Source organism: Acidimicrobiales bacterium (assembly GCA_036378675.1).
Taxonomy (GTDB): Bacteria; Actinomycetota; Acidimicrobiia; order Acidimicrobiales; family Palsa-688; genus DASUWA01.
Genome location: DASUWA010000016.1, coordinates 82,471 through 100,834, shown reverse-complemented (window position 1 = coordinate 100,834; position 18,364 = coordinate 82,471). Strand labels below are relative to the sequence as shown.

15 protein-coding genes and 1 pseudogene are annotated in these 18,364 nt (G+C 62.8%); 6 read left to right on the top strand and 10 right to left on the bottom strand.

The features are described 5' to 3' along the window. Positions 1-44 precede the first annotated feature (44 nt). The 3 genes and pseudogenes from VFZ97_06605 to VFZ97_06595 all read right to left on the bottom strand — a co-directional run bounded on the left by VFZ97_06605 (position 45) and on the right by VFZ97_06595 (position 1,392). Positions 45-179 (bottom strand): annotated as a pseudogene (locus VFZ97_06605) (helix-turn-helix domain-containing protein). Between the two features lie 404 nt (positions 180-583). After that, positions 584-1,072: a hypothetical protein gene (locus tag VFZ97_06600; GenBank protein ID HEX6393094.1), complete on the bottom strand. Its 489-nt coding sequence runs from the start codon at positions 1,070-1,072 to the stop codon at positions 584-586. Beyond that, positions 1,069-1,392 (bottom strand): helix-turn-helix domain-containing protein, encoded by a 324-nt coding sequence (locus VFZ97_06595; protein ID HEX6393093.1) that lies wholly within the window; start codon positions 1,390-1,392, stop codon positions 1,069-1,071. The genes VFZ97_06600 and VFZ97_06595 overlap by 4 nt, the downstream gene beginning before the upstream one ends. 308 nt (positions 1,393-1,700) lie before the next feature. Here VFZ97_06595 and VFZ97_06590 point away from each other — a divergent pair, with 308 nt between their 5' ends. Further along, positions 1,701-1,934 (top strand): hypothetical protein, encoded by a 234-nt coding sequence (locus tag VFZ97_06590; protein ID HEX6393092.1) that lies wholly within the window; start codon positions 1,701-1,703, stop codon positions 1,932-1,934. Next, positions 1,897-2,391, top strand: a complete 495-nt coding sequence (locus VFZ97_06585) for a hypothetical protein (protein ID HEX6393091.1) — start codon at positions 1,897-1,899, stop codon at positions 2,389-2,391. Before VFZ97_06590 ends, VFZ97_06585 begins: the two co-directional genes overlap by 38 nt. 791 nt (positions 2,392-3,182) lie before the next feature. On the opposite strand, the gene VFZ97_06580 is transcribed toward VFZ97_06585, so the two are convergent. Then, positions 3,183-4,154, bottom strand: a complete 972-nt coding sequence (locus VFZ97_06580; GenBank protein ID HEX6393090.1) for a hypothetical protein — start codon at positions 4,152-4,154, stop codon at positions 3,183-3,185. A gap of 212 nt (positions 4,155-4,366) precedes the next feature. Here VFZ97_06580 and VFZ97_06575 point away from each other — a divergent pair, with 212 nt between their 5' ends. Beyond that, positions 4,367-4,966, top strand: coding sequence for an FHA domain-containing protein (locus VFZ97_06575; protein ID HEX6393089.1), 600 nt, complete (start codon positions 4,367-4,369; stop codon positions 4,964-4,966). Between the two features lie 16 nt (positions 4,967-4,982). On the opposite strand, the gene VFZ97_06570 is transcribed toward VFZ97_06575, so the two are convergent. Further along, the gene (locus VFZ97_06570) at positions 4,983-6,812 is read right to left on the bottom strand and encodes a serine/threonine-protein kinase (protein HEX6393088.1); all 1,830 of its coding nucleotides are present in this window, start codon (positions 6,810-6,812) and stop codon (positions 4,983-4,985) included. 137 nt (positions 6,813-6,949) lie between these two features. On the opposite strand from VFZ97_06570, the gene VFZ97_06565 reads away from it, so the two are divergent. Further along, positions 6,950-7,156, top strand: a complete 207-nt coding sequence (locus VFZ97_06565; GenBank protein ID HEX6393087.1) for a hypothetical protein — start codon at positions 6,950-6,952, stop codon at positions 7,154-7,156. A gap of 1,086 nt (positions 7,157-8,242) precedes the next feature. On the opposite strand, the gene VFZ97_06560 is transcribed toward VFZ97_06565, so the two are convergent. Both VFZ97_06560 and VFZ97_06555 read right to left on the bottom strand, forming a co-directional pair. Continuing rightward, positions 8,243-9,790 (bottom strand): alkaline phosphatase family protein, encoded by a 1,548-nt coding sequence (locus tag VFZ97_06560; protein HEX6393086.1) that lies wholly within the window; start codon positions 9,788-9,790, stop codon positions 8,243-8,245. 121 nt (positions 9,791-9,911) lie between these two features. After that, positions 9,912-10,595 (bottom strand): hypothetical protein, encoded by a 684-nt coding sequence (locus VFZ97_06555; GenBank protein ID HEX6393085.1) that lies wholly within the window; start codon positions 10,593-10,595, stop codon positions 9,912-9,914. Between the two features lie 983 nt (positions 10,596-11,578). Between VFZ97_06555 and VFZ97_06550 the strand changes: the two genes are divergently transcribed. Then, positions 11,579-11,800, top strand: coding sequence for a hypothetical protein (locus VFZ97_06550; GenBank protein HEX6393084.1), 222 nt, complete (start codon positions 11,579-11,581; stop codon positions 11,798-11,800). Positions 11,801-12,223: 423 nt separating this feature from the next. On the opposite strand, the gene VFZ97_06545 is transcribed toward VFZ97_06550, so the two are convergent. After that, on the bottom strand, positions 12,224-13,045 hold the full coding sequence (locus tag VFZ97_06545) for an alpha/beta hydrolase (protein ID HEX6393083.1): 822 nt from the start codon (positions 13,043-13,045) through the stop codon (positions 12,224-12,226). Between the two features lie 219 nt (positions 13,046-13,264). Here VFZ97_06545 and VFZ97_06540 point away from each other — a divergent pair, with 219 nt between their 5' ends. Beyond that, positions 13,265-14,497 carry an MFS transporter gene (locus VFZ97_06540; protein HEX6393082.1) on the top strand — a complete coding sequence of 411 codons (1,233 nt, stop codon included), beginning with the start codon at positions 13,265-13,267 and terminating at the stop codon, positions 14,495-14,497. Between the two features lie 4 nt (positions 14,498-14,501). Here VFZ97_06540 and VFZ97_06535 read toward each other — a convergent pair whose 3' ends face one another. Further along, positions 14,502-15,539, bottom strand: coding sequence for a nitronate monooxygenase (locus VFZ97_06535; GenBank protein ID HEX6393081.1), 1,038 nt, complete (start codon positions 15,537-15,539; stop codon positions 14,502-14,504). Then, positions 15,536-18,316, bottom strand: a complete 2,781-nt coding sequence (locus VFZ97_06530; GenBank protein HEX6393080.1) for an AAA family ATPase — start codon at positions 18,314-18,316, stop codon at positions 15,536-15,538. Before VFZ97_06530 ends, VFZ97_06535 begins: the two co-directional genes overlap by 4 nt. Positions 18,317-18,364 lie beyond the last annotated feature (48 nt).

The window sequence follows — 18,364 nt, the reverse complement described above, 5'->3', positions numbered from 1 at the left end:
TCGGGAGTGTCTCCGCAGGCGAGGCGAGCACCTGACGCAGTATGCGGCGGGGCGTCCGAGCGCAGCGCCTCGCGCACCGTGTTCCTCGCCAAACCCAAATGGCGACAGATCGCCTTGATACCCATGCCTTCCGCCCGATGCAGTCGGCGGATCTCAGCCCAATCCCCCACAGCAATCACCAGTCCTGACCCCCGGCTTCGACCATGACGCCAGGCTCGAAGTCCAAACCATCTAGTTGGTGGACCCACCAGGGGGTCAGTCTTCGAATCCGATAGGGGGTCAGTTTTCACGTGCCGTCGACACTCGTCAGTGAAGGACCGTCGGGGGCGAGGACTCTTCCGTTCCACCGTCTCCATTTTGGACATCCTTTCCGGGGCCACGCCCCACTTAGTGGATGTCCGTCAAACCGGGTCAGGCCCAGTTCGGGCTCCGAAGGCCGCGGGCCGCGGTCGAGCCAGTCACGTCAAACAGCAGCGCGGTGGTGGGTAGCGGAGCGAGGATCACCCCAGTTGGAACACGGTCTCGCCTGTCGATAACGGACAAGTCCCCCTCCGACACGAGTTATCGCAACGTGGGGGACCCGTCAGCGACCGAGTTGTTCCAGGAGCTTCCGGAGCATCGGGAGGGCAGCTCGGTCCTTGCTGCGGCCTGCGGCTTCTTTCGAGCGGACGACGTCGGCGAGACTTGCAACCGCCAGCGTGGTTCCGTGGATCGTGACGTTGACAGCATCCCGACGTAGGTCTGTGTAGCCAGACGTTCCCGACGGAACGAAGGAGATGTCGAGGTCGCCAGCGCGCGTCACGAGATTCAAGACCCCTGCGGCGGCGAGGGTCTGTCCATCGTGGGCGAATGGCAAACCTTCGGGATGTTCGTCGACGCGGATTCGCGCCTCAAGGTCGGTGAGAGCGGCAGATAGCCGCTCAAGGTTCTCGATCTCCTGAGCGGGTGTGATGTCTAAGTCGCTTGTGACGTAGTCCGCTCCATGCAGCGCGGCTGCCATGCCCCCTATCAGCACGTAACGTACGCCGTGGGAATCCAGGACACGGATGATCTCGGTTGGATCGAAAGTCATCGCCGGGACGGCGCCCGCCTGCCCGCTTGGACGAACCGAGCAGAAGCGACAGCCTTATCCCAGCGCTCCTCTGGGCCAAGTGTCAGGTTGCGGGCTATCGCAGCCCAATCAGCTGAGTTGACGTCTGCGTTCACGAGTTCGAACCGAAGAGTTAGTCCCGCTGCCTCGACAATTTCACGAACCCGTTCAAGACTTGGCTCCGTCTTCCCCGCCTCGAGTCGGGCGATAACGGACTGGGTAGTGGCTAGGCGACGGGCCATCTCGGCCTGAGACAGGCCGCCACGACGGCGCGCCTCACGAATCAACTGACTAGCAAGCACGCACGACACCTCGGCTGTAAGTATAGCAGAAATGCGATTATAGCTGAAGTGCTATAATCTGATTTCGATGGCTGAATCGGTGAGAATGCCAGTCGAGCGAGGAGCAGACCGCGCATGGCCGCAGGCCCGGATTGAGGGCTGTGTCTCCTAGGTCCTAGAACTGTAAGTGAGCCGCAGGCCGTAGGTTTGGCGCAGAAACCCCGACCACAAATCTGCTCACCGGAACTTGCGCCCTTGATGCATCGATTAGGGACTTGGATGTCTCGGGTTCGCGTGGGGGAGTGACCACGTCCCGTAATCTTGGAATCATGACCGTTTCGGTCGAGGACCGCCAGAGATGGCAGCGCCAGGTGGCCGGGCTACGCCGCATTGAGAATAACGACGAGGGGACGCCCGAGTGGCGCGAGTCGGTAGAAGGCGCGGCCAACCAGTGGCGGGTTGATCACGGGATCCCTCCATTGAAGGAATGGTGGGAGGAGGAAACGGAGCCGGAGTTTTACGAACGTGCGCGAGCCCTCGGACTACTCCGCCGAGTTCGCTGACTACCTGAGGTCCCTTGGCGGGGAGGTCGCCCTGATCGGTGCGCTGGCGGCTCTCCGATATCGGAGCCGGCCCCGCGAAACTACCGATGTCGACTTTCTGATTCGCGAGATGGGGGACATACCCGGCCGGCTCGAGGCCGACGGCTATGAGGTTAAGGCCATGGCCGAGCCACGTGATTCGGAACCATACCTTGTTCTCGTAAGGGGGAAGGGAGTTCGGGTTGACATCATGGCGGCCCAGACGGAGTTCCAGCGATCGGCGCTCGACCGAGCTATCGACGGCACCATAACTGCAGAAGATGTGATCGTTTTCAAGCTGCTCGCGTGGCGTGCCCGTGACCGTGCCGACATCGCTTCCATTCTCATGGCTGGCCACGACCTCGATGAGGCGTACATCGAGCACTGGGCCAGCGAGTGGCAGGTCGGTGACCGATGGGCTCAAGCGAAACTGTGGTGAGAGTTGTAAGGAAGTAAGACGCGTCGACTAGGGGCCTGGTCGCCTAAGCGAGTTGTCGTACTTCGGTGAGTCGAATGCTGTTCCCCGGGGGGTAGCCCCGCGATGTGAGTTCCCCGTAGCACTTCCGGCAATCGTCGGTGACAAGAAAGACATTTCCGGCGAAGCCTTTGGCTATGAGGTCTCCAACTTGCTCCGCGGTGCCTAGATCCATGACCGGTGGGCCGAGTTGCGGACTGGAATGGGAAGACCACGCTGTTGCAGGTGCCCACGACCATCCGCCAACTCGCTGAAGCCCTGTCAAGTCATTTCAAAGGGCTCCAGAAAACGAGAAACCCTTTCAGATTCAGGTCTGAGGACTAAGGGTTACGTGACGTTCGAGTCCTCGGAATCACCGGACCCCGATGAACTCGAGAAGCTTTGGACGGAGAACGTCTGGGGCGAATGACGAAGGAGCAGCCCAGGTCGAAATTCGGTCCGCCAGCGACGGAGGAGCGGTCTTCGTGATCACAACTTGATCAAATACTGCCTGTTGGAGGGCGAGAAAGGGCAGCATGACGCCAGGAACGGAGACACAAGTCGTCATGAGTGCTCTTCAAGGCCGATTTCTTGGATTGAGTATTTCCAGCTGTCACCGACTTCGGGAGAGTCCGACTTCCCCAAGCGTAGTTGTGTAGCGACGCCTGTCGCGCGGCGGTTCCCAAGATCGCGGTCAGATGTCAATCGGGACGCGAGAGACCGGACCACCACGTTGTGGTCCGGTCCCCGTTTGTTTGATTCAACTTCGCCGTCGGTTACGGAATGCAAGCTGCGGTGTACACCTGCGACATCCTGCCGGTGACCAGATCTTTGGCCTGGACGGTTTCGCACTCCGGGTAGAAGCCGAGGTGGTAGGAAATCGTCCCATCGGGCGACGCCGTGTAGTACGGACCAGACGGCGACTGGCCGTCCAAGCCCGTCAAAAAGATCTCGACGCCACCGTTGGTTGTGTAGTGCGTCCCGGTCACGACTCCGCTGTTGTCGACGGAGAGAGTCGGAGCGCACGACAGCGTGAAGTACTGGTCCTTAGGAGTGTTGAGGCCGTTGGTGAAGTTAGTGCTCCAGTCGGCGGCGTCTGCCGTCATCTGATGCCCGCAGCTCGTTGCTGGGAGCTTCGAGGTGACGATCTGGAAGTAACCGACGCTGGTAGCGGTAGTCCAAGCGCTGTCGTACCAGGTACCGTTGGTCGTGTCCTGAACGCCCCACCACACCCAGCCACCGGGCGTGTATCCCGTGCCGCTCAGCTCGACCTGGCCAAAGCCGATCGGACTCGACTGCGCCGAGGGATTGGGGTTGACGGCGACGTTGGGGCAGATGTCGGTGAAGGTGACATCTCGCGCCGCGCCCGTCGTATAGCCCTGGCCGATGTCGGCGTGAGCGACCATCTGATGGCATCGGCTGCTCGGGGGCACGTTGGTGGTAGTGGCGACGAACGACCCGTTGCTGTCAGAGCTCGTCCAGCCGCCGTACCAGGTTCCGGTTACCGTGTCTTTGACACCAAACCAGATCGGGTTGTTGGGTGTGAAGTTGGAGCCGGAGATCCTGGCCTGCTCGTAGGGCACGCTGCCGGGGCTCTGATCGACGTTGATCGTAGGCCCGACGTACCTGTAAACGGGATAAGGCACGGCCGCATGAGCGGCACCGGCCTCCGCAGCGAACAGGGTTCCGAACCCTGCGAGGGTGACCAAGCCGCCGGCGAGAGCGCGATTGATCTTCTTGAAGTTCACTGGACTGATCCTTTCGTTTGGATTTCTTGGTTCCGACGATCGTCGGACTCGTCTTATGATCCGCTCGGGCGGGCTCAGCCGGAATCTCTCTGGTAGCGGAGATTGGCCACCCTCGAGGTGGGGATTTCCCCGCCATTTCGTCACCCGTCGACGTAGACACAGCGCACTCGACGGTGCTCGGCAAATATGCTCCTCTCGGAGGTGAGAGGGGATTGGGTGCGTACCTTGAGGTGTGGGTCGCCCATCGAGCCGAGCTCCTGCCGCTCGATGGCGATCGTCCGGTTGTAGTAGGGCGGGCCAACTCGAACGACGTGGTGCTCAGCTCCGACAGCACAGTGTCTCGGGTCCATGCAGCGATAGTTCGTTACGCGAGCGGCTGGTGCGTGCGTGACCTCGGGTCCGCTAACGGGACTTTTATCAACGGTCAGCGCATAGCCGGAGAACGGGCGGTGCAGCCCGGTGACGAGATCTTGGTTGGCTCGTCGCGTTTGGTTCTGCGGGGCGATTCGCCACTCAGCGGACGGGAGACGCTGGCCCCGGAGCGTCCACCGAACCTGACGGGACGTGAACGCGACGTTCTGATCGCGCTATGCCGTTCGCTGTTGAGCGGTGCTGAGTTTGCTCAGCCTGCCAGCGTTCGCGAGATTGCCCAAGAGCTCGTCGTCAGTGAGGCGGCGGTCAAATCGCACCTCCTCAACCTCTACGACAAATTCGGGATCGACACCTCCGCCGGGTCGCGACGGGTCCGGCTGGCCCAGGAGGCCCTCCGGATGCGCGCCGTTACCGCCCACGATGTTCAGACGAACCGGTGATTCTCGTACGTCATGGTCACCCACTGACCAGCCGGCGGACGGTGAACGAGTCGAAATCCACGGCGAGGTCTCCTGATGATTCGGAATCGACAAGCATCCCGACGCGGCCCGTCGGCAGGCCATTCGGGTCCTGGGCCTCCCCGACGAGCACGCCGTTCTCGTAGAGCCGCAGCGTGACGGTGGCGCCGGCTCGCCCGGCGCAATCGAGCCGGAGTCGATCGAGACGGGGCGTTGCGCCTGGCGGCGTCGCCAGAGATGGGATGTCCCCCTTGTTGAGCGTCGTGGCGTCGCCCGTCCCCTGCGTGTCGTACGTGTACTTGTACAACCCCCAGAAGCCGTCGGTGCCCGCAGCGCCGAAGTAGTACGGCTGTCCCAGACCTCGGCCGCGGCAGAGCAATCCGAACACCCCCTGCCCCCCCGATACCTGGCGCGCGCCCACCTCGACTGAGGCGTCGCCAATGTCAGTTAGCTGCGGCCGGACAGCGCCGCCGGAGAATTCGCTGTCGACATAAACCACCTGCTCGGGAACCCTCGCGTCAATCCGGTAGTGATGATCGGTCGTGTACTGGGTGACCTCGGCCGGACTGTTGAGCGTTCCCCACCCGCTGTTGCGGTCCGTGAAATTGTCCGAAAAGATGATCGACGCCGTGTGAGTTTGGGCTGTCCTGGAAGGACGGTCCGTTCGACCAACGACGACTAGCGCGACCACGAGCGCTCCAATCGCCACTGTTGTGACCGCGCCAATGACCTGCCACCTTGAGATGCGTCGTCCCGGCCGGGCGCGGTCGGCGATCAGCTCGCCGGCGGGTACAAGATCGGTGAGGGCGACGTCGACCGGCTGCCGTGATTCGCGACGTGCGGGTCGACGGTTGAGTACCGTTATCGCCCCTAGCTTTCGGCGCGTTTCTGGTGCTGCTTCGGCCGGGCTCGAGCCGGCCACTTCGGCGAGCATTGATCGCGCTACCACAACCGTGATACCGCTGGTGTCCAGCCAACTGGGGCCCCACGACGAGGACGCCGCACGGGCTATCGCTATACCGAATTCCTCGGCCGATGCATAGCGATCACGGGGATCCCGGACCAGTGCCCGATCGACCGCCCCGGCTAGCTGCCCGGGGACATCGGGGTTCGCGGCGCCGAGGGGCTCAGGATCCTCGTGGACGTGGCGGTAGAGCATGGTTACAGCGTCACCTTCGTCGGAGTAGGGCAGCCGACCGGAGAGGAGCTCGTAGACCACCGTGGCGGCTGCGTAGACGTCGGTGGCCGGCGTTAACTGCTTCGCTTGGGCCTGTTCCGGCGCGATGTACGCAGGGGTACCCATGACGTAGCCGGCCCGTGTCGCTACGGTGTTGGCACCGCCGATGACCTTGGCAATACCGAAGTCGGTGACCTTGACGGTACTCGTGCTAGAGAACATGAGGTTCTGGGGTTTGACGTCTCGGTGCAGGACGCCGCGCTGATGGGCGTGGTGCAGGCCCGCTGCGGTTGCGAGGCCAATGGCCACTGACGCCGGCTGGGTGAAGCCGTTCATCTGGGCCCGCTGCACGACGGTGCCCAGGCTCAGACGTTCCATGACGAGGACGCAGAGGCCTCTGAACTCGACGTAGTCGTAGATCGGGACGATGTGCGGGTGATCGAGCGAGGCGAGCAGGCGCGCCTCGGCCAGAAAGCGAGCCCGAATGGTGGGGTCGGCACCGAACGCCGGCGGCAACTGCTTGATTGCGACGTTCCGATCAAGATGGCGGTGCCGGCCGGCGAAGACTCTCCCCCAAGCCCCGCGCCCAAGCTCGCCACCCACGTCGTACGCGGGCAAGGCTTCGACCAGGAGTTCGTAGTCGGAGTTCACCTGTGCAAACCTGGTCAACTTCTTCCCGGTGTCAGCGCCCGGCTGTCCTTTGTGTTCGCCTGAGTGGGAAGCAGTTTGAGAATCCGACTGCGGAGATGCCGACGATGATGAGGCCGAGACCGACGAGGAGAGCTCGGTTGTCGGATCCGGTCGCCGCCAACGAGCGAGTCGTCGCTGCCGAAGAGCGTGTCGCCAACGTCTGCGCATCGATATGCGCGGGCGCGGTGGCAGTCGTCGGCGAAGGCGGCACGGAGCTGGCTGGCCCGCCGGTCGGCGTCTTGAGGGCGTTGGGACTGACCGGAGTAACTCCAGGGCCCTGCGCGCACGGGTTGGTGCTCGCCTGATTGTCCTGTGAAGTCGGGTCAGGGGTGGGACTCGAGACCGTGGCAATGACAATGTACGGGGAGCACTTCTCGCCCCGGGTCACTGCGATATTGACCTGGGACGACGTTTGGGTGGCCAGCGCCGGGTGGGTACAAGTGGCCTGACTGCCGCTCGAACTGTCGCACGACCAGCCGTCTCCGGAGCCGGCGAAGAACGACTCGCTCGGTTGGAATTGAATCGACAACTTCACCGGAGCGGCTGCTGTCGAAGATCCCGAGTTATTGACAACGAAGGTGTACAAGTCGTCCTCGGGCTGGGACACGCTGATCGATAGGTCAGCGCTGGGCGGCTGAGTTGTGGTCGTCGTCAACAGTGGGGGCGCGGTGGGGGACTGGTCGGCGGGTGTAGGTGGCTGACTGGTGGTCGTGGACGGCGCCTGGGCGATCGATGGACTGCCGGTCGACGTGGCGTCGTCTAAAGCCTTTAGTGGTGGGGAGAAGCCCGATGCTGCACCTCCGAACAAAACGATGGCAACCAGCCCTGCGATCCGACCCACGTTCCACCCCATCCCGAACACGGAGCTCGGCACCTTTTGTGTCCCGAAGGTCGTAATGTACGGCTGAGAGTTCTGGGGGTCAACGGTTCGTGGCCCTTTGGCGCTGGCCTTCCACCCGGGTTTGGACCAGTTCCAACTGCGGCAGTAGGAATGGGGGAATCGCGTCATGGCGGACAGGGGCAGCCCCTAACCCGCGTGACGCCAAGCAGGCCCGGGAACTCCGGTGCCGGATGCCGACCGGGAGAACGCGCCGGCGACTGGAGGGGTGGGGGGCACAGCGATCAACTCGGCAGGCCCAGGTTCCCCCAGTGGCCGGGATGGTACGACGACCCCGGCGGAAACGCGTGATCTGCGCTGGTGGGATGGCTACCAGTGGACCGGCTATACCACCGCCTCCGGGAATGTCCATGCGATGCTCAGCAGTGTCGGTCTGCATCCCGCGAGCATCTGCTGCAGATGTCCGCAGCACCGAGATGCTGGCGTGACCGAGGCGCTCGGAGACGACTTTGAGCGAACTCCGGGCTGGAGCGCGAGTGTCGCCAAGTAGCAACTACCGGCCAGTGAGCTGGGCCAAAGTCAACGATGGCTTGACCTGGTACCCGAGACGATCAAAGTACCCAGCCTCAAGGGCGCGCTGCATCGCTGACACGCCGGTAACGCCGAACTCCGATGAAGTTGTCGGGGAGTCAGGCTTCGGTTGCGGGATGACCATCTGCTCGATCTGGTCGGCAACGGGGACGTCCTGGAAGGTCCGTCCTACGCAAGCTGCGGACACGTCGGGGATGATGCTCGCGGGATCGAGGCGGGCGTCGGTGTCCGGCGTAGCAACCATCGACGCACCGATGTTGTTCGCGTAACGGTCCCGTCCAGTAAGCCACCACCGTGACCGCCCATCGGCTGTACCCGGCCCTTCTGGAGGTGCGCCCAGGAATCGCCACTCGAGAAAACGCAACACTGAAGTGTGCTCATACAGTCGGTGGTCGACGAAACCCGGACGCGCATAAGGCGAGAGTAGAAGCATTGGAACCCGGAATCCGAGCTGTCCGAAGTTCTCGGCGTCAACCGTGCTGGCTCGGTCGTCATATACAGATGGGGGCGGAACGTGATCGAAGAAGCCGCCCCACTCGTCGTAGGTAACGAACATCGCCCCCCGCCGCCATTGTGGGGAAGCATGGAACGCCGAGAATATCGTGCCAACGAACGCTTGGGCGACGCGGTGATCACCGAGGGGGTGGTCGTCCGTCCGATAACCGCTCATAAATCCCGGGTCGACAAAGGACACCTGCGGCAGTGTGGCAGCGGCCGCATCGTCCAGAAAGGCTCCGAGGGGGCGAACGTTTGGTAGTTGGCGCGTCCCGAAGAATGCAGCGGTAGGAAGATCTTGGGCGTAGTTGCGCCAAGAGACTCCGGCGGTCGTAAGCCGGTCCATTATGCACGGCCAATGAAATCCGAGCTGTTGGATCGGCAGGGGTGGGTCTTTGAGGCCATCAGTCTGGGCCGACAACAAGTAGAGCCGGTTCGGATATGTCGAGCTCATGATCGCAGCGTGATAGTGGTCAAAGGTGGTGAAGGCGCGCACCAGCGCTGTGTACACGGGCAAGTCGGTCGCCTGGAAGTAACCGATGGCGAAAATGTCGTTACCGGTGTTATGGGCTAGGAATCCCTGGTCCCTCTGGACGCGTCCCTCATACCAGCCGTGCCCAGGATCTGGATGGCCACAACCACGGGCCGGGTCGTCGAGCGGCTGCTGTGGTCCGAGGTGATAAGTCCGGTACGTCTTGCCGTCGGGCGCGACATACGACTGAAGGTTGTTGCCGGCCACCGAGAACCCGGTGCCGTAACGACTACGACCTGCCTCCATATACGCTTCGTCTAGGGGAAGCCAGCCGAAGTAGTGGTCGAAAGACCTGTTCTCCATCATCAGAATGACGATGGTGTCGATCGGAGCCTCGGCCGGCGGCAGGGACAGCAACGGTTCGGGCTCAGAGCTGGCTGTGCGTTGCGTCCGCCTGGTATCGGCTAACACGGGTGACAGAGCACCGATCGAGGTCAACCCGCCAAGGGCGGCGGCACCTCGCAAGAACGAGCGGCGATTCATAGCTAACTAATACGACGGCGGCATGGGCAACGCCTATCCCGAACCATGAACAAGGGGTGTCGCAGCCGTGAACGCTGACGGGGCTCGGCTCTTGTGCCGACGTGGTGTCCCCGATGGCTTCTTATCGGGGGGTGACCCCGAGCGCCCCGAGCAGCGCTTCGTAATCAGCTCCCGCGTCCTCGCAGCCGGCTGCGACCACATCCGCCTTGTTAACCGCTGCGGCGGCCAGAACCCGCCGCAGCTTGGTGTCAGCGACGGCACCAGAGATGAAGTCACCGGCGAAGAGCTTCACGTAGCCGCGCAGTCGAGCCGGGCGGTACGCGTCGGGGCGCATGAACAGCGCGACGTCATGGACGTCGAGGGGACGCAGCACAACGCAAGGCACCGGAGGACACGGGTAGCCCGTGTCGTCATAAGGACTGTCCGGCCACCCGAAATACCCCTGCATCAGTCCTTCGGTGACAACTGCATCGTGAGTAGCAGTTCTAACCTCGTCGACGCTCACGTCGGTCAGGTTGGGGAAAACGAGCATCACCGATCGGTAGTGGTCAGCCGCCACTTGCTGGCTGAGCATAGAGACCGCCGCATGGACAGCCGATGCCGACGAAGTTGCGTCGACGACGCCCCGATGCCACTCGACGCGCATCAGGTCTTCCGACACTGAACGCTCTGCCAGCGGGCAGATCGGCTTGGACGGCTTGCGTGGGTGAGGGCCGCCGACCACATCCCGGACCCACGCGATCACCTGGCCGAGCAGCATGATCTCGTTCGGCTCCAAGGTCACCCGGTCTTCGACCTGAGTCACGGAGGCACGGTACTCCAGCTCACGGCCCCGCCCGCACAATCGCCGGGGGACGGCGCACGTTGGTCGTGGTGGGCCCGGGCGACGACCGAGCCCTAGCCTTTAACCACACCAACCAACGATGAATCCGAGTTACGAAGGTCAGTGCCGGCTATTCAGTTCGCGAAGAACCGTTCAAGAGATCCTTCTCACGGGCTGTTAGCTCTCGGTACCTCTGCTCGTCCTGTTCGCTAAACGGCACGAGGAGCCGTGAATGGACCATCGATTCGAGCTGCCGACGTACTGCCGCCAACTCACCCAAACGGGTTTCCGTCCTCACCGGCACGGACATCACCGCCTTCAGCCCAGGTTTGTTGTTGCGTTACATCTGTGAACGCGGAGAATACACCTTTTGGGACAAAAGTCCTAGTCGTGTGAAGGTGGGGCCGGATGCAGTCCCTCTTCTGTCCGGAGGGTCATTATTTCGGCCGCATTGGCACGAGGACTTTTACCGTGAGGTGTGCCGCGCCGAGCGGCGACGGAGTCCCGGTTTCCCAATTGCCCTGGGTACCGGGGCTCCACCGCGGTGGGGCTTATCTGTGCAGCCGCAGAAAATGGATGAATGAGAGTTCAACCAGATGCCGGCGAGGACTAGAGAAGGCCTCCCACGCATCTTGTGGTCGGCAACATGGACCCGGCCTCCCCAGGCGAAGGGGAGACCAGGTCCGGGGCGACCGGGCTGCGAAATCCGCCTCAGCCCCTTCCTCGGCGGGTACTTCTAGCATCGCCCCTCCCGTAATCGCGGATCGCAGCGTTTGCGTTAACGAGTCCCGGGCGCGAAAAACCCCTCCCAGCTGTGAGGGGAGGGAGGGGCTCTTCGAAGCGAGCAGACTGCAAGCTGTCATGGTTGTCGGCGGGTTTGCCGCCGGGCTTTAGCTCTTTTCAGATTTTTCCTCGCCTGGTGTCTGGGCACCGACCCCCGGCCCAGAACCTAGGCTCGGAGAACCATGGACGGCACGACTGATCTAACAGAACGGGTCAACACCCTCCGCCGGGCGGTGTTCGAGCTGACACTGATCGTCGAGACCCTCGCCGATATGGTGGCGGCGTCCGCTATCGGCGCTGCCAAGGATCTTTTGAGTTCGGACACCGCTGACGATGTGGCGACCCAGATGAGAGAGCACATCCTCGCTGTGAAGGACGCTCTCCACCAGGCAAACCGGCCCTAGTTCCCAGGACCTAGGTCGGCGGAGCGATGCGACCGGCCGCCAAGCGCATCACTCGTCCTAAACGGACATTGCATGCGAATTCCGAGAATCTCGACAAAATGCGCGCGTTATCGGCCGTAGCATGCCGACAGTTACCGATATCGGGTTCGGTGCGAGGTACCCGGTTCCCAGTTCGCCAAGGGGGGCCGGGTTCCTTCGCGTCCGGGCGCGGTTAGGGCATGTATCACGTTGTGTAACGGTTGGGTATCGATTGCCGTGCGTTTGACCTAGGCCTGGTCTAATAGCTGGGAGTTGGTCGTCTCGGATTGATGGAGTCGACCGAACCAGGGGGCTGCAGGAAGTTAGAACCCGGTCCAGGGGCGGGCCGGGTTCTTTCGCGTAACCGGGCTCGAGCGGGTCAGATCTCCGAGTCGGCCGAGCGGCCTAGCTTCGGATGAACGCCAGAAGGTCGGCGTTGACCTGGTCTTGAAGGGTGGCGGTCAAGCCGTGAGGAGCTCCCGGGTAGTAGATCTCCTTCGCTCCGGGAATCAGTCGGGCCGATTTACGCGCGGAGTCGTGGACCGGGACTATCTGGTCGTCTTCTCCGTGCATCACCAGCGCAGGTACGTCGAACTTCTTGAGGTCCTCTGTGAAGTCGGTCTCCGAGAATGCTTTGACGCACTCGTAGGCGTTGATGGCTCCGGCTTGCATGCTCCATAGCCAGAACTGATCCAGGATGCCTTGGGAAACGTTTGAGCCGCTGCGATTGGCGCCATAGAACTGGACCGCGAGCTCTTTGTAGAACTGGGACCGATCAGAAGCGACACCCGAGCGAATGTCATCGAAGACCTTCATGGGAAGTCCCTCAGGGTTGGCGTCGGTTTTCAACATGAGCGGCGGAACTGCTGAGAGAAGCACGGCCTTCGCTACGCGGCCTGTGCCGTGCCTGCCGATGTAACGCGCTACTTCCCCTCCTCCCGTCGAGTGGCCAATCAGGGTGGCGTCTCGTAGGTTCAGTGCCTCGATGACTGCGGCCAGATCGTCAGCGTAAGTGTCCATGTCATTGCCGGTCGAGGGTTGGCTCGATCGACCGTGGCCGCGACGGTCGTGGGCGACTACCCGGCAGCCGTTCTGAACCAAGAACAGCATCTGACCGTCCCACGCATCGGCGCTCAAAGGCCAGCCGTGCGAGAAGGTTACAACCGGTCCGGAGCCCCAGTCCTTGTAGTAGATCTCGGTGCCGTCCGGGGTCTTGATGAAACTCATTCGCCAACTCCTTTCGGGGCACCTCGATCGTGCCCGATGTCTGCATGTTGACGATCGCAGCGTTTGATCGCCCCAGTGGGACTCCCGGGGCAGTCCCCGGGTTGTCTGCGGTGAACGTCCGTCACCGTCTGGAAATTGTCGTCCCGGAATGGATGGCCGGGTCAGAGTCATCGTTAGGGTGTGGTCAATCGGCACCGTGACAGACGAACGTGAACTGAGATGGCGTCCTCCCAGTTGAATTCTCAGAGTTCCCATGCCAGACCGTTGCTCGTGCCGGGCGAGGGTCAACTTGCGCCGGTAACAGCAGCGTTTCTGCTCTTCGGTGGGTTTTGGGGCGGCTGGGCTGTGACAGCTGCCGACTTCGAGCGGTCCCTGAAACTCGGCAACGGTGCATTCGGAGCCCTTCTTTCACTCTCGCTTCTCGGCGGCGCCCTTGGCAATGCCGCTGGGGGACCGGCCGCCGAGCGCTGGGGCACGTCACCGGTCCTGGCAGGAGCCTTGGTTTCCTGGGGCTCACTGCTGATCGTCGGTGCTTTCTTGCATGGCACCGTCCAACTGGCTGCAGCCCTGGCAGCAGTCGTATGCGCAGGGGGCCTGGTGGATGTCGTCATGAATGTCGCCGCGTCGTCGACTCTCGCGGGCACACCCGGCTACTTGGTCCGGTTCCACGGCCGGTTCAACGCGGGCGCGGCGATTGGCGCCGTCGCAGCGGGCGCCCTGCTTGGCAGCGGGTTCGGCTGGCGCCCTCTGTGGGTGGGCAGTGGGCTTCTCGCTTCAACCCTTGCTCTTTGGTGCTGGCGTGCGACCCTTCCGGCATCTGACCGAGGTGAGGTCGTTCCGCTGACCGGGGCAATTGCTGTGTTGCGCCGCAACGGTCTGGTTCTACTGGCGATCGGCTTCGCTGTCGCCGCGATGGTGGAGGGAGGGGTTGAGCTGTGGGGAGTGCTGTTTCTGCGGACCCGCCTTCACTCTGGGCTTCTTGTTGGTGCCGGCGGAGCTGCTACCGCCTACCTTGTCGCTGCTTCCGCGAGGCTGACCTTGGGGGAAAGGGTGGGACGCCAGGGGCCGATGCGCGGGATCTCGGTCGGGGCTGGTACAGCTGCAGCAGGGGCGGCTCTGATGGCAGCTAGCGGCAGCCCTGGCATGGCAGCGGTCGGACTGATTGCAGCCGCTGGAGGCATATCAATGTGCTGGCCACTCTTTGTCGCTCGCGCCGCCAGCGGCACCGATCGCCCGGGTCCGCGCGTGGGGGCGATGTCGGCGATCGGGTATCTGGGATTGGTTGCCGGGCCGGCGGTTGTCGGCACTGTATCCGAGGGTCTCGGATTGCGTTTGGGCCTTGCCTTCCTCGCGGTTGCAGGAGGAGTTGTCGCGAGCATCCCCCGGTTTGCTGCGGGGAACGGCGGTCGGAGTCGAGCGGACCAGCAACCGAGTCACCGCAACGCGCTCTGATTGGCTAGGTGAGCTCGGCAAGCCGCGCGAGGGTCACTCTCGCTGATTCGGACCGGGCGTGGGTATGGCCGGTTCCAGCCCACAGGTTGACCCGATCCGGGTCCTGAGCAGCGGTCGCGGCGCGGCGAATCGGGCTGGTCAAGTGATGAATGGCTGGGTAACCCGAAGGCGCAAGTGTGTCGTAACGATCGGTAAAAAGGTTCGGCAGGGCTCGAGCCGGTCGCCCAGTGAAGGCCTTGGTAACAACCGTCTGCGGGCCTCCGGTTCCGAGCAGAGCAGCCTTCTGCAATGGGGAAGCGGAGCTTTCTTCGGTTCCGAGAAGCACGGTGCCCACAAGGACGCCTGCGGCTCCCGCAGCAAGGACCGCTGCGGCCCCGGCAGCCGTCGCGATGCCACCGGCAGCAAGGAACGGCAACGCAACCGTCGAGCGAACCTGGCGAACCAGGTCGACTAGCTGGATCGTAGGGGGTGGTTGCTGCGGCGTCAGCGTCCCCCAGTGGCCTCCCGCTTCGAAGCTCTGAACGGTAAGGATGTCGATCCCAGAATCGCCCGCCATTTGCGCCTCCTGCACTGAGGTCACGGTCTGGACGAGAGTGCTTCCTGCCCGATGGAGGGCATCGATCACTGCCCGACTAGGCATGCCGAATGTGAATCCGACCACCGGAACCGGTTTGCTGGTGAGCAGGTCGATCTTCGCCTGCCAGAAGTCGTCGTCCTCGACGGGCGTCGCCCCGGTCAAGTCGAGACCATACCGGTCGGCCTCGGGTTGAACGACCTCGGCGTAGCGACGGAACTCGACCCGATCGACCGGCACGACGTTAGGCACGAACAGGTTTACTCCGAATGGAACCGAACGAGACCGAAGAGTCGCGATCTGCTCGGCGAGTTCTTCGGCTGTCTTGTATCCAGCGGCCAAGAATCCGAGGCTTCCTGCAGAGAATGCCGCCTCCACGAGAGCGGGGCTGCTAGGACCGCCGGACATGGGAGCGGCCAGAACCGGGTTGCTCACTTTCAGGTATTCGAATGGAGTCGACGGGGTCACGTGGGCCGATGCTTCAAGGCCTCATCCAACTCCCGTCGCGAGCTGATAGCGAGCTTGGCGAAGATCTTACGGAGGTGCCACTCGACAGTTCGCGCTCCGATGAACATCTGTGCGCCGATCTCTGGGTTTGTCTTTCCTTGCCTTGCCAGTTCGGCGATCTGTTCCTCTTGCGGGGTCAGATTGTTGGATGTGACACCATTGCGCTTGCGAACCTTCTCGCCCGTGGCGAGCATCTCGCGGCGAGCTCGCTCTGCGAACCCTTGCGCACCGATCGAAGCAAACGTTTCAAAGGCCGGGCGAAGCTGATCGCGAGCGTCGATCCTCCGGTTGGCCCGCCGAAGCCATTCTCCATAGTTGAGCTGAGCACGGGCAAGGTGCGATCGCATGCGGGTTCTGCTGAGAAGTTCTAACGCTTCGCGGAATAGCGTCTCAGCCCGGCTGGCGTCGGAGACCAGGGCCGCACAACGTGCCGCTACACCCCGTGCCCAGTCGCTTCCAGTCGCTTCCGCCATCTTCGTTAAACCCCTTGCAGCCACGGTGGCATTGGCCCTTTGACCGCTCCGCGACGCCGCCTCTACCAGTTCAACCAGAGCCCAAGGCGAAACGACGAGTTCTTGAACTGCTCGAGCGCCTTCAGCGGCCGATGCTGCGAGCTGATAGTTGCCCAGGCCGTTGTGGAGGACAGCAGTGGCGTAGTCGACGTATGTCAGCGCACTTCCGTCGCCCCGAGCGGGCGCGTCGGCGGTTATCACATTCGACGATGCCTCCACCCCTTGGAGATCCCCTCGCCATGCGGACAAGAGCAACGGGACACGTGGAAGCGTGGTTGCTCGGATGCCCGGCTGTATGCGCTCTGCCTCCGCGAGCAGGGCTTCGGCCTGGGCCAATTCACCCGCCTGCACGTTCAGCTCGGCGAGATAGTCCAGCGCGAAGGGAAGCCAACTCAACGTGCCGTTCGTCCTGGCCAGTTCGATCTGTCCGCCCGCGACGTCCCACCACGCCTGATCGTCCCAGAGATCCATCGAGACGAGGTTGTAGGCGACAAAGTGCCAGTCAAGTTGCTTCGGATGATCCTTGAACGAATCGAGCGCCTCCCGAAGGGCTGGTGCACCGGCGGCGTAACCTTCCGAGAGTCGCAAGCCCAGACCTCGAAGTAGTGTTCGCGTGTGGTCGGTAGAACTTGGCTCGGTCGGTGCAGCCGCCATGCGTCGCGCGATTACCTCGATCACTTCCGTCCCACCGAACCGGCCGGCGTATATCGCGGCTACCAGAGCTTCCAAGTAGGTGCGCTCGGCCAGTCCCTGGTCCATCGTCTCCAGTTCCTGGGCTGCAGCCAACAGTAACGGGGGTGCATCGCTGCGCCTCTTGAGGGTAAACGCGATCTCTGCTCGTAAGCGTTGAACAAGCGCGTTGCGAAACTTGTCGTCAGGCCCTATGTCGGCCGCGACCAAGAGGGACTGGACTGCGTCGAAATCTCCAGCCGCGTACTTAGCTTCTCCGGCTGCCAAGGATCGGTACGCCCGCTGTGCAACGTCCGGGGTTAGGGAAGCGGCTCGTTCCCAAAAGGCGGCAGCGACAGATACTCCGCCGCGGCGCATCGCGCGATCAGCCGAACTGATCAGCTCTTCGGCGATGTCTTCATCGGGTCCTTCAGCGGCGAGCGATCGATGCCAGGCGCGCCGATCAGGATCGACGGCTGGATCCGTCGCCGATGCAAGTGCCCGGTGCGCGATCCTGCGAGCGCCGTCGTCGGCAGCTCCGTACACGGCCGAGCGCACCAGCGGATGGTGGAACCGGACGCTGGAACCGATTTCGAGCAGGCCCGAGTCAGTTGCGAGACTGACCATCTTGGAATTCAGAGCGAGCGCCTGAGCGGCCCGGAGAACCAAGCCCGAGTCGCCAAGCGGATCCGCGGCCGCCAGCAGAACGACAAGCTGCGCCTGGTCGGGAAGCTCCAGAAGGCGCCCCAAATACTGCTCCTGAATCCTCTGGGGAAGGTCGACGCTATGGGGGAGTGCGAATCCGCCTCGGAGCTCCGCTTCACTCAGCCCCCGACACAGCTCGATTAGGGCAAGAGGGTTTCCGTGTGTCTCCTCGATGATTCTTGTTTCGACCTTGTCGTCGAGCGTCACCGAGGTAACCGTCGTCAAGAGGGCGTGCGCAGCTTCAGCATCCAGACCTGGGATGAACAGCTCCGGCAGGCCGGCCAGGTGGTCTGGCCGTGGGAAAGGTGTCCCGGCAGCAAAAACGATCACTATCGGTTCTGCAACGAGTCGCCGGCCAACGAATCCGAGTACCTGAGCCGAAGCTTGGTCGAGCCAATGTGCATCGTCGACGACGCAGAGAAGGGGCTTCCCTTCAGAGGCGTCCGACAACAGGCTCAGCGCGCCGAGTGCTACCAAGAACCGGTCCGGGCTAGGTCCCCAGCTGAGGCCGAACGCGACACTGAGAGCCTCCCGTTGCGGCCCCGGGAGCAGCTCCAACCGTCCCAACATCGAACCGCACAGCTCGTGCAGACCGGCGAAGGGCAGCTCCATCTCCGATTCCACCCCGACGGCTCGCAGGATACGAAAGTCGGACGCATTCTCGACGAGCCGCGCGAGCAATGCAGTCTTTCCGATTCCTGGCTCGCCCCGAACCACTAGGGCGGCGCTTCGACCGTTCCGCACCTGGTCGAGGAGATGGTTCAGCGACGCCAGTTCTCCGCCCCTGCCAAAGATCGGAGTTATGCCGGTCACATGATCACCCGTTCCCCTGGGCAACTCTACGGCGCCCACGGATTTATCCCGAACCCGGGGAGGACCAGGGTGACCGACGGGTGCGAC

Coding starts and splice junctions, on each gene's coding strand:
- VFZ97_06550 (HEX6393084.1), top strand. CDS start 11,579: ATGGACGGCACGACTGATCTAACAGAACGGGTCAACACCCTCCGCCGG.
- VFZ97_06540 (HEX6393082.1), top strand. CDS start 13,265: ATGGCGTCCTCCCAGTTGAATTCTCAGAGTTCCCATGCCAGACCGTTG.
- VFZ97_06590 (HEX6393092.1), top strand. CDS start 1,701: ATGACCGTTTCGGTCGAGGACCGCCAGAGATGGCAGCGCCAGGTGGCC.
- VFZ97_06600 (HEX6393094.1), bottom strand. CDS start 1,072: ATGACTTTCGATCCAACCGAGATCATCCGTGTCCTGGATTCCCACGGC.
- VFZ97_06545 (HEX6393083.1), bottom strand. CDS start 13,045: ATGAGTTTCATCAAGACCCCGGACGGCACCGAGATCTACTACAAGGAC.
- VFZ97_06560 (HEX6393086.1), bottom strand. CDS start 9,790: ATGAATCGCCGCTCGTTCTTGCGAGGTGCCGCCGCCCTTGGCGGGTTG.